Origin of the sequence: Cyanobium sp. LEGE 06143 (assembly GCF_015207535.1) — a bacterium.
Taxonomy (GTDB): Bacteria; Cyanobacteriota; Cyanobacteriia; order PCC-6307; family Cyanobiaceae; genus NIES-981.
The window spans coordinates 1-9,121 of sequence record NZ_JADEWP010000101.1 but is presented as its reverse complement, the minus strand read 5'-3'; the positions used below and the strand labels follow the sequence as shown (position 1 = coordinate 9,121).

The 9,121-nt window shown below is 67.2% G+C and carries 11 protein-coding genes and 2 pseudogenes; 8 read left to right on the top strand and 5 right to left on the bottom strand.

Features of this window, described 5'->3' with window-relative positions; all coding sequences use genetic code 11:
- Nucleotides 1-11 precede the first annotated feature (11 nt).
- Both IQ216_RS08375 and psb28 read right to left on the bottom strand, forming a co-directional pair.
- Nucleotides 12-1,076, bottom strand: a pseudogene (locus IQ216_RS08375) (AI-2E family transporter).
- A 4-nt stretch (nt 1,077-1,080) separates the two neighbouring features.
- The gene (psb28, locus tag IQ216_RS08370; protein WP_193815122.1) at nt 1,081-1,479 is read right to left on the bottom strand and encodes a photosystem II reaction center protein Psb28; all 399 of its coding nucleotides are present in this window, start codon (nt 1,477-1,479) and stop codon (nt 1,081-1,083) included.
- Nucleotides 1,480-1,610: 131 nt separating this feature from the next.
- Between psb28 and IQ216_RS08365 the strand changes: the two genes are divergently transcribed.
- Together IQ216_RS08365 and IQ216_RS08360 are read left to right on the top strand one after the other, a co-directional pair.
- On the top strand, nt 1,611-2,333 hold the full coding sequence (locus IQ216_RS08365) for a GUN4 domain-containing protein (protein WP_193815121.1): 723 nt from the start codon (nt 1,611-1,613) through the stop codon (nt 2,331-2,333).
- A gap of 66 nt (nt 2,334-2,399) precedes the next feature.
- On the top strand, nt 2,400-2,837 hold the full coding sequence (locus IQ216_RS08360; protein ID WP_193815120.1) for an ATP-binding protein: 438 nt from the start codon (nt 2,400-2,402) through the stop codon (nt 2,835-2,837).
- Here IQ216_RS08360 and IQ216_RS08355 read toward each other — a convergent pair.
- Nucleotides 2,803-3,141 carry a DUF6439 family protein gene (locus IQ216_RS08355; protein ID WP_228007298.1) on the bottom strand — a complete coding sequence of 113 codons (339 nt, stop codon included), beginning with the start codon at nt 3,139-3,141 and terminating at the stop codon, nt 2,803-2,805. The two genes, IQ216_RS08360 and IQ216_RS08355, sit on opposite strands and share 35 nt — an antisense overlap.
- A 50-nt stretch (nt 3,142-3,191) precedes the next feature.
- Here IQ216_RS08355 and IQ216_RS08350 point away from each other — a divergent pair, with 50 nt between their 5' ends.
- From IQ216_RS08350 to IQ216_RS08340, 3 genes are all read left to right on the top strand, one after another.
- Nucleotides 3,192-3,476, top strand: coding sequence for a hypothetical protein (locus IQ216_RS08350; protein ID WP_193815119.1), 285 nt, complete (start codon nt 3,192-3,194; stop codon nt 3,474-3,476).
- Between the two features lie 53 nt (nt 3,477-3,529).
- Complete coding sequence (locus IQ216_RS08345) at nt 3,530-4,558, top strand: FkbM family methyltransferase (protein WP_193815118.1); 1,029 nt, start codon at nt 3,530-3,532, stop codon at nt 4,556-4,558.
- Nucleotides 4,559-4,633: 75 nt separating this feature from the next.
- Nucleotides 4,634-4,897, top strand: a complete 264-nt coding sequence (locus IQ216_RS08340; RefSeq protein ID WP_228007297.1) for a hypothetical protein — start codon at nt 4,634-4,636, stop codon at nt 4,895-4,897.
- Here IQ216_RS08340 and glnA read toward each other — a convergent pair.
- Nucleotides 4,885-6,303, bottom strand: a complete 1,419-nt coding sequence (gene glnA, locus IQ216_RS08335; protein ID WP_193815117.1) for a type I glutamate--ammonia ligase — start codon at nt 6,301-6,303, stop codon at nt 4,885-4,887. The two genes, IQ216_RS08340 and glnA, sit on opposite strands and share 13 nt — an antisense overlap.
- Nucleotides 6,304-6,511: 208 nt before the next feature.
- Between glnA and IQ216_RS08330 the strand changes: the two genes are divergently transcribed.
- Together IQ216_RS08330 and IQ216_RS08325 are read left to right on the top strand one after the other, a co-directional pair.
- The gene (locus tag IQ216_RS08330; RefSeq protein WP_193815116.1) at nt 6,512-7,042 is read left to right on the top strand and encodes an allophycocyanin subunit beta; all 531 of its coding nucleotides are present in this window, start codon (nt 6,512-6,514) and stop codon (nt 7,040-7,042) included.
- Between the two features lie 100 nt (nt 7,043-7,142).
- Nucleotides 7,143-8,336, top strand: a complete 1,194-nt coding sequence (locus IQ216_RS08325; RefSeq protein ID WP_186699812.1) for an alanine--glyoxylate aminotransferase family protein — start codon at nt 7,143-7,145, stop codon at nt 8,334-8,336.
- On the opposite strand, the gene IQ216_RS08320 is transcribed toward IQ216_RS08325, so the two are convergent.
- Nucleotides 8,227-8,811 carry a nucleoside deaminase gene (locus tag IQ216_RS08320; RefSeq protein WP_228007296.1) on the bottom strand — a complete coding sequence of 195 codons (585 nt, stop codon included), beginning with the start codon at nt 8,809-8,811 and terminating at the stop codon, nt 8,227-8,229. The two genes, IQ216_RS08325 and IQ216_RS08320, sit on opposite strands and share 110 nt — an antisense overlap.
- A 77-nt stretch (nt 8,812-8,888) precedes the next feature.
- Here IQ216_RS08320 and IQ216_RS08315 point away from each other — a divergent pair.
- Nucleotides 8,889-9,121 (top strand): annotated as a pseudogene (locus IQ216_RS08315) (aspartate aminotransferase family protein); the annotation flags it as partial.

The following is a 9,121-nucleotide window of genomic DNA, read 5'->3' as shown; positions in this document are numbered from 1 at the left end:
CACGTCTGCCATCAGCTGGCCAGGGGCGGCCGCTTCCAGCGGTCCAGCACATCGTGGATCAGCACCTCCTTCACCACCACCTGGAGGCACACCGCCAGGGGCAGGGCCAGCAGCAGCCCGAGCGGGCCGAACACCACGGTGAACAGCAGCTGGGCCGTGAGGGTGAGGCCGGGCAGCAGATTCAGCTGGTGCTGCATCACCGAAGGGGTGATCAGATAGCTCTCCAGGTTCTGCACCGCCACATAGAGCAGCAGCACGGCCAGGGCCTTGATGGGGCTGTCCAGCAGCGCCACCGACATCGGGAACACGGTGCTGAGCGTGGGGCCGATGTTGGGAATGATGTTCAGCAGCCCCGCCAGCACCGCATTGGCGGCCACCAGCTTCACCCCCAGCAGGCTCAGGCCGATCGCCGCCAGCACCCCCACGCACAGGGAGCTGATCAGCACGCCCACCATCCAGCCGCTGAGGGCATCGCCGCAGCTCACCAGCACCTTGCGAAACCGCCGCCGGTAGAAGGAGGGCACCAGCAGCACGGCGATCTCCCGATAGGCCAGGGGCTGCAGGGTGATCATCAGGGCCACAGCCACCACGAACAGCAGCTGCAGCAGGCCCGTGCCCAGGCCGCCGGCCAGGCCCAGCAGCTGCAGGGCTCCACCCCTGAGGTTGCTGGGTTCACCGCCGCTGAACAGACCCTCGCGCAACCAGTCCAGGCCGCCATCACTGCGGCCGTAGAGCATCTGGCTGGCCCGGGAGATCAGGTCGCGGGTGAGATTCAGCAGGGTGGTGGCCGCTGCGGGCAGCTTCGACACCAGTTCCCCGAACTGCTCGATGAAGGGTGGGATCACGGCCGTGGCCAGCACCGCCAGCACCACTGACACCAGGCCGAGGCTGAGCACCACGGCGAGGGGACGGCCGCATCCCAGCCGCTGCCGCATCCAGCCGATCAGGGTGCAGAGGGCCATGGCCACCACCAMGKCCGYSWMCWGGGNTNNGAGNAGGNSTMTNRGMGNCANGGTCCAGAGCAGGGTCAGGGCTGCCACCAGGGCCAGCAGGCCGAGCCATTGGCCGAACCGCAAGGTCTCAGTCCTCGCTGGGGGCGTCGCTGGCGGCTTCGCCCTGGTCAGCGGCGGGCTCAGCGCCGCCCCCGCTCGAGAAGCCCAGCTCGTGGCTGTCCGCATAGCGCTGGGCAAAGCGCATGAACCGCTCGAAATCGGTGGTGGTCTTCCAGGTGTAGGTGGCCTCGAGGGCGCTGGCCTTGCCGTTCACGAAGCGCGCCTTGACCTCCCGGGTCACCATCTCCCCCTCCTCATCCACCAGGAACATGCCGGTGATGTCTCCCATGGTTTCCGGGGCCAGGGCCTGGGGCTCCTCGAACACGAACATCGCCTGGCCGGTGCGCCCGTCCCGGGAGCGCGTCAGCCGAATGTCGGGCACGACCGGTTCATCCACACCACGGAAGAACTGAATGGCTGCACCCATGGGGAAGAGGCAAAGGTCAATCCTAGGCAGTGGCCCTGGAATGGCCCCACCATGGCGCTCAACCTGTCTCCTGGCCTCGCTGCCGCCTGACATAGTGGAACCAGCGGGCCCTGCTCAGACACGCTCAATCCATGCTCTCCGGCGCACCGGTTTCCGCCAACGTCAGCCCTGAGGATCTGCTCCAGCGCTTCCAGGCGGCCACGGCCCGGCAGCGCCGCGCCCTGCTGGGCCCCGTCCAGCAGCGGGTCGCAGAACTGCGGCCGCTGCTGGCCGATCACCTGGCCGGCCTGGATGCCACAGGCGACGACTGGGCTGCCGGCGCCCTGATTCAGCTGCTGCTGGAGACCCCCAGCGCCGAGGCCCAGGCCTTTCTGGACCTCCATCCCCAGGGCTGGCTGGCCACGTCCAGTGCCACAGGCATCGACTACGCCCCCTTGCAGCTGCAGCTGGCCCGGATGGCCTTTGAGGAGGCCGATCGCCTCACCAGTGCCATCCTGCGGGAGCTGGCCGGCGCCGCCGCGGTGACCCGTGGCTACGTGTATTACAGCGAGGTGCCTGCCATGCCGGCTCCAGACCTCGAAGCGCTCGATCGTCTCTGGGTCTGCTATTCACGCGGGCGCTTCGGTTTCTCGGTGCAGGGCCGACTACTGCAGGCTTGCCAGGGGCGGTGGGAGCAGCTCTGGCCCCGTCTGGGCTGGAAGCAGGACGGGCGTTGGACCCGCTATCCAGGCTCCTTCGCCTGGTCCATCGACGCTCCTGAGGGCCACATGCCCCTGGTGAACCAGTTGCGGGGGGTTCGCCTGATGGATGCGCTGCTGAACCAGCCGGCCCTGCAACAACGCATCAACCGATGAAGCCCCAGGCCTGTGGCACCACCCCCTGCCATCTAGGGTCAAACCAAGGCCAAGAACCTGCGGTTGATGGCGCTTCGCTGGTCTGATTTCATCACTCCCTCCACGCTGCAGCTGGCGCCTCTGGTGGAGTTGCTGCTGGAGCCTGTGCGCTGCCTCCAGCTGCAGGCCGAGCTGCAGCTGGGGCTGCAGGAGGCTCTGGTGAATGCCGTGCGCCATGGCAATGGCTGTGATCCGGCCAAGTGTCTGCGCATTCGCCGGATCGAGACACCCCGCTGGGTGGTGTGGCAGGTGCAGGACGAGGGCCCTGGGGTGCCTGAATCGGCTCGCTGCTGCCAGCTGCCCCTGGCCCTGGACTCCTGCGATGGCCGGGGCCTGTTCCTGATTCACCACTGTTTTGACGACGTGCGCTGGAGTCCGCGCGGCAACCGCTTGCAGCTGGCCGTGAGGCGTGAGCGGCTGCGGCCGGCGCTCAGCGGCCGTGGCTGGGGCAGCCTGGGTCGCTGATCTCGGCCCTCAACCAGAGCAGGGCGTGCTCCACCAGGGCGAGGGCCTCCTGCCTGGCCGGCGTGCTCTGACGGCTGCGGGGATCATCGCAGCTGGTGAGCTGCACCAGGGCGGCGGCCAGCTGTTCGGCGCCGCGGCGGCAGCGCTGGGTCTTGAGGGCGTGCCAGTCGCGGTCACCGATCGTGAGCGAGCGATGCAGGCAGCGGGCCTGGTCGGCGGCCCCGTCGGGCCAGCCAGCGCCTGCAGTGGTCGACGAAACCCCAGAGGGCCGTGTTGAAGCCGTGTCCACTGGACGAAACTGCATCGGCTGAACCATCCTGACGCTTCTGCCGCGCACCTGGGCTGGAACCATCGATGCGGACTCCGCCTCACCGTCTGCGCCGCCGCGGCGTCCATGGGCCTCGGCGACCCGTGGCCCTGCTGCACCATCTCGATGGCCTGCTGACCCTTGCGGCCATGGCGGCGCGGGTCAGCGGCGTTCGGCAGCGCCGCCAGCGGCAGCGGCTGGCCCTGGCCCAGCGCCTGCTCGATCCGCTGCCGGGGGAGCTGGCCTCGCCCCAGCGCATGGAGGTGTGGTTCTGGCGCCTGTGGCGCTGGGGCACCCCCGGCTTGCTGCTGGCCTGGTGGTTGAAGAGCTAAAAGGCTGTGCCTCAGTGCTAGTTTCTGCGCCGCAGACAGAGCGGCGGCTTGGGATGGGACTGTTCGATTCCCGGGATCGATTTCTGCAGTTCTGTGAGCCCTTTCAGCAGCTCACCAATTCCCAGAGCCTGCAGGATCTGTTTGCCCTCTATTGCCAGGGTCCCAAGCCAGGCTATTTCCTCGAATTCGGCCTCGCTAACGGCAGTCGCCTCTCCAACACCCTGCTGCTTGAGATCATGGGCTGGAAGGGTCTGGGAGGAGAGCCCAATCCCCTGTTGCGGCGCGATGCTGAGGCCCGGCGTTCGATTCCGGTGGTGGCTGAGGCCCTCTATTCCCGCAGCGGCGACACGCTGAGCTTTGCCTGCAACGGTCTCTACGGCGGCCTGGATGCCACGGGCGAGCGCCGGGTGATGGAGCCCCGTTCCGGCTTCACCGACACGATCGAGGTTCCCACGATCACCTTGGGAGACCTGCTGGATCGGCACAACGCCCCCAAAGTGATCGATTATTTCTCCCTGGATGTGGAGGGGGCCGAGCTGATGGTGCTCAGCCATCTCCCCCTGGATCGCTATCGCTTCCGTTGCTTCACCATCGAGCACAACTTCTCGCCGGAGCGGAAAAAGATCCTGCGGCTGATGCAGCAACAGGGATTCCGCCGGGTGTTCAAGCAGCTCAGTGGTCACGACGACTGGTACGTGAATACGGCGTCCCGTTTCCGCGGCTGGCCCACGCGGTTGCTGAGGCGCCTGGATGACGAGCGCGGCCGTCTGCACCTGGCCAGCATTCAAGCGGGCGTGCTGCACGATCCGGAGCAGGCGATCGCCAGGTTCTACGCCATGATCTTCTCCAAGGCCAGGCCCCACCCCCGCGGCTTCCTGGAGTTGGCCGCCCTGCTGGAGTCCCAGGGTCGCCCTCTGGAGGCAGCGGGCGTTCTTGAACGTGGCCACCGGCTTCACCCCGCCAATGCCCGGCTGGCCGGTCGCCTCTCGKCGGTCACGGCCAACGGGGAAACCATGCCGAGAGATCCCGCCCCTGCCCTGGCCCCCGGCTCAGGCCAGGGCTCAGCCAGACACGATCTGTGAAGGAAAACCGACTTCGGTATTGATAGCTACAGACCTGGGCGAGACTCGATGTAGAGAAACCCTCCAAGAGATGTCATGGCTGTCCGTCCCCTGCCGATCCCGCTGCCACTGAGCACGCCTGGCGGGCCCCGACCCGACCCCACCTTCCTGGCCTGGGCCCAGCAGCACAGCCGCGAACGGCGTCGCCATGACGCCGAGCTGGCCCAGATCAGCCGCCATCCCGAGCTCAACCCCACCGCTGATGCGGCGCATCAGCTCAGGGCCTGGGCCACCCGCCATGCCCACCAGAAGCATCTGCACGACAGCGCCCTGGCCCAGATCCGCCCTCACGCGTCGTAGTACATCACGAACTCGTGGGGATGGGGCCGCTGGCGCAGCTGCTGCACCTCCTCGTATTTGAGATCGATCCAGTTGCTGAGGAAGTCGGCGCTGAACACGCCACCCTCCATCAGGTAGTGCTTGTCGGCATCGAGGGCTTCGAGCGCCCCATTCAGGGAGGCCGGCACCGTGGAGATCCGCGCCAGCTCCTCAGCGCTGAGCTCGAACAGGTCCAGGTCGGTGCCGTCGCCGGGGTCGATCTGGTTCTTGATACCGTCGATGCCGGCCATCAACATCGCCGCAAAGCCCAGGTAGGGATTGGAGAGGGCATCGCCGGAGCGGAACTCCAGGCGCTTGGCCCTGGGGCTCGGGCCGGTCAGCGGAATCCGCACGGCTGCTGAGCGGTTGCCCTGGGAATAGACCAGGTTCACCGGTGCCTCGAAACCGGGCACCAGACGCTTGTAGCTGTTGGTGGTGGGATTGGTGAAGGCGAGGAAACTGGGGGCGTGCTTCAGCAGGCCACCGATGTACCAGCGGGCCGTCTGGGAGAGGTTGGCGTAGGTGCCCTCGCCGAAGAACAGGGGATCGCCTCCCTTCCAGAGACTCTGGTGCACATGCATGCCGCTGCCGTTGTCGGCGAACACCGGTTTGGGCATGAAGGTGGCTGTCTTGCCGTATTTCTTGGCAACGTTGCGCACCACATACTTGTAGATCATCACGTTGTCCGCGGCACGGATCAACTCGGCGAACTTCATGCCGAGCTCGTGCTGCGCCGTGGCCACCTCATGGTGCTGTTTCTCGATCGGCACCCCCAGACTGGCCATGGTGAGCAGCATTTCGCTGCGCATGTCCTGCATCGTGTCGTTGGGACCAACCGGGAAGTAACCCTCTTTCAGGGCGATTTTGTAGGCCAGGTTGCCCCCTTCCTCCTGACGGCCACTGTTCCAGGGAGCCTCGATCGAATCGACGCTGTAGAAGCTGCTGCCGTTGCCGGAGTTGAAGCGCACATCGTCGAACACGAAGAACTCCGGCTCGGGCCCGAAGTAGGCCATGTCGGCGATGCCGGTGGAGCCCAGATACTCGAGCGCCTTCTGGGCCAGGGCGCGCGGGCAGCGCCCGTAGGGCTCACCGCTGCGCGGTTCCTGGATCGAGCAGATCAGGCTGAGGGTCTTGTGGCTGTAGAAGGGGTCGATCCAGGCCGTGGCCGGGTCAGGCACCATCGCCATGTCCGACTCATTGATGGCCTTCCAGCCGCGGATGGATGAGCCGTCGAATGCCACCCCACTGGTGAAGGCGTCCTCGTCGATCAGATCCCTGTGGACAGTGAGGTGTTGCCACTTGCCATGCAGGTCAACGAACTTGAGGTCGATCAACTCAATGCCGTCGTCCTGGATCTGACGCAGGACGTCCTGAGCGGTTTTGGCCATGGAGCAATGCAGGGGTGGTGCCGGCCCTTGGCGGCGTGGCCGGAAGGTAGGGAGCCTGCCAACCGTCAACCTGTAGCCCTTGCTACCGAAGTGCCAGGCCTGCTTGCGTAACTGTTTCTCTCAGATCGGCCAGATCGCACCCTGCGCCTGGGTTCTGGCCAGTCATGAGTGCTAGCTTCCGGCGCAGGTGCGTCGAACTTTTCGAACCATGCGCGATGCCATCACCGGTCTGATCGGCCGCTACGACCAGCTGGGCCGCTACCTCGACCGGGATGCGATCGATCGCATCAATGCCTACTACGCCGAATCGGCCCTGCGGTTGCGGGCCGTGGAGCTGATCAACCGCGAGGCCGCCGCCATCGTGCGCGAGGCCTCCCAGCGGCTCTGGCTCGATGACCCCGAGCTGATCCTGCCCGGTGGCAACGCCTACACCACCCGCCGCCTCTCGGCCTGCCTGCGGGACATGGACTATTTCCTGCGCTACGCCAGCTATGCCCTGGTGGCCGCCGATGCCTCGATCCTCAACGAGCGGGTGCTCAACGGCCTCGACGACACCTACAAGAGCCTCGGGGTGCCTACCGGCCCCACGGTGCGCAGCATTGCGCTGATGGGCGATGTGGTGTGCGAGCTGCTGGCCGCCGAAGCCAACGCTGACCCCTCGGCCCTGGCCGCCGTGGTGCGCCCGCCCTTCGAGCACCTCTGCCGTGGGCTGGGTGCCAGCAACGTGCGCGCCCGCTGAATCCTCCCGACATCCTCCTGACGGTTGGCCTGCGCTGGTGCTTCGTAGGCTGACTGTCAGGATCTGAGTCCGAACGTTCCCCTTGTCCTCCCCCGGCCCCTTGTCTGCGCTGCCCTCCGTCAACAACGCCCATCGCCGTGCGCTCGGGCCCATTGCCACGCCCGATCGTCTGTTGCTTGGCCCAGGGCCCTCCAATGCCCACCCCACGGTGCTGCAGGCCCTGGCCCGTACGCCGATCGGCCACCTCGATCCGCTTTACGTGGAGCTGATGGGTGAGGTGCAGGAGCTGCTGCGCTATGCCTGGCAGACCGACAACCGGCTCACCATCCCCATGAGCGGCACGGGCAGCGCCGCCATGGAGGCCACCCTGGCCAACACCCTCGAGCCGGGTGACAAGGTGCTGGTGGCCGTGAAGGGCTACTTCGGCCTGCGGCTGGTGGACATGGCCAGTCGCTACCGCGCCGAGGTGGTGACGATCGAGCGGCCCTGGGGTGAGGCCTTCACCTACGAGGAGATCGAGGCGGCCGTGAAGCTGCACAGGCCGGCAGTGCTGGCCATGGTGCATGCCGAGACCTCCACGGGCATCTGCCAGCCGATGGATGGCATCGGCGATCTCTGCCGTTCCCACGACTGCCTGCTGCTGCTGGACACCGTCACCTCGCTTGGTGCCGTGCCCGTGTACCTCGATGACTGGAAGGTGGATCTGGCCTACAGCTGCAGCCAGAAGGGTCTCAGCTGCCCTCCCGGGCTGGGTCCGTTCACGATGGGGCCCCGGGCTGAAGCCAAGATGGCAGCCCGCCAGGGCAAGGTGCCCAACTGGTATCTGGATGTCACCCTGCTGAACCGCTACTGGGGCAGCGACCGGGTGTATCACCACACCGCTCCGGTGAACATGAACTTCGGCATGCGCGAGGCCCTGCGGCTGCTGGCCGAGGAGGGGCTGGAGCAGGCCTGGGCCCGCCACCGCCGCAACGCCGAGCGGCTCTGGGCCGGCCTGGAAGATCTGGGCCTCTCCCTGCATGCCCCTGAGCACCTGCGTCTGCCCACCCTCACCACGGTGCGCATCCCCGAGGGCGTGGATGGCAAGGCCTTCTGCCTGCACCTGCTCAACGCCCATGGCATCGAGGTCGGTGGTGGTCTCGGTGCCCTGGCCGGCAAGGTGTGGCGGATCGGGCTGATGGGCTTCAACAGTCAGCCGGAGAACGTGGATCGCCTGCTGGAGCTGTTCCGCACCGAACTGCCGGCCTTCCATCCGGGTGCGGCATCGGATCGGCCGGCTGCCGTCGCTGTCTGAACCAGCGCCGGAGCTGGCGGCCGGCAGCTTCGGCCTCCACGCCGGCCACCACGCGCATGTGATGGTGGGCACTGGGATGGCGCACCAGATCCAGGGCTCCTCCCACCCCACCGCGCTTGGGGTCCGGGGCGGCGTACACCAGGGTGCCGAGGCGGGCCTGCACCAGGGCTCCGGCACACATGGGGCAGGGCTCGAGGGTCACCAGCAGGGTGCACTGGTTCATTCGCCAGTCGCCCAGCAGGCGGCTGGCCTGGGCAATCGCCACCAGCTCCGCATGGCCGAGGGGATCCTGGCGGTGGTGGCGGCGGTTGCCCCCCCAGCCGATGCAACGGCCGTCGGCATCGAGCACCACCGCCGCCACCGGAATTTCGCCGCTGGCCCCGAGGCGGCCGGCGCAGCGCAGCAGGCGCTCCATCCAGAGGCTGTAGTGCACCCGCTTGTCGCCGGGGGCGTCGTGGCTGGCGCTGCTGGCCATTGCTGCTCCCGCAGGCCCTGGTTGCTTGTGGCTCCGCGAGCCTGCAGGTGAGAATGGCACGATCCGATCGTCCGCCGTTGGCTAGCGCGCCACCAGCCCCGAGGGCGATTCCGCCCCTGCCCTTCGCCAGCCCGCACCAGCTCGATCAGCGCCTGCAGGAGTTTCTGGAGCAGGCCTCGCAGCAGTTGTGCGCCTGGCTGGCCAGTGCGTCCAGCCGAGGGCCCCTGCCGGCGCTGAGCGTGCTGCCCGGCGTCGAACCCGAGCAGGGCGGTCTGGCGAACGCGCGGCTGCTGGCCGATCTTCAGCAGGT

What these genes read in the sequence shown, in the direction of transcription:
- psb28 (WP_193815122.1), bottom strand. Translation starts at nt 1,479, where the DNA reads ATGGGTGCAGCCATTCAGTTCTTCCGTGGTGTGGATGAACCGGTCGTG.
- IQ216_RS08365 (WP_193815121.1), top strand. Translation starts at nt 1,611, where the DNA reads ATGCTCTCCGGCGCACCGGTTTCCGCCAACGTCAGCCCTGAGGATCTG.
- IQ216_RS08360 (WP_193815120.1), top strand. Translation starts at nt 2,400, where the DNA reads ATGGCGCTTCGCTGGTCTGATTTCATCACTCCCTCCACGCTGCAGCTG.
- IQ216_RS08355 (WP_228007298.1), bottom strand. Translation starts at nt 3,141, where the DNA reads ATGCAGTTTCGTCCAGTGGACACGGCTTCAACACGGCCCTCTGGGGTT.
- IQ216_RS08350 (WP_193815119.1), top strand. Translation starts at nt 3,192, where the DNA reads ATGCGGACTCCGCCTCACCGTCTGCGCCGCCGCGGCGTCCATGGGCCT.
- IQ216_RS08340 (WP_228007297.1), top strand. Translation starts at nt 4,634, where the DNA reads ATGGCTGTCCGTCCCCTGCCGATCCCGCTGCCACTGAGCACGCCTGGC.
- glnA (WP_193815117.1), bottom strand. Translation starts at nt 6,303, where the DNA reads ATGGCCAAAACCGCTCAGGACGTCCTGCGTCAGATCCAGGACGACGGC.
- IQ216_RS08330 (WP_193815116.1), top strand. Translation starts at nt 6,512, where the DNA reads ATGCGCGATGCCATCACCGGTCTGATCGGCCGCTACGACCAGCTGGGC.
- IQ216_RS08320 (WP_228007296.1), bottom strand. Translation starts at nt 8,811, where the DNA reads ATGGCCAGCAGCGCCAGCCACGACGCCCCCGGCGACAAGCGGGTGCAC.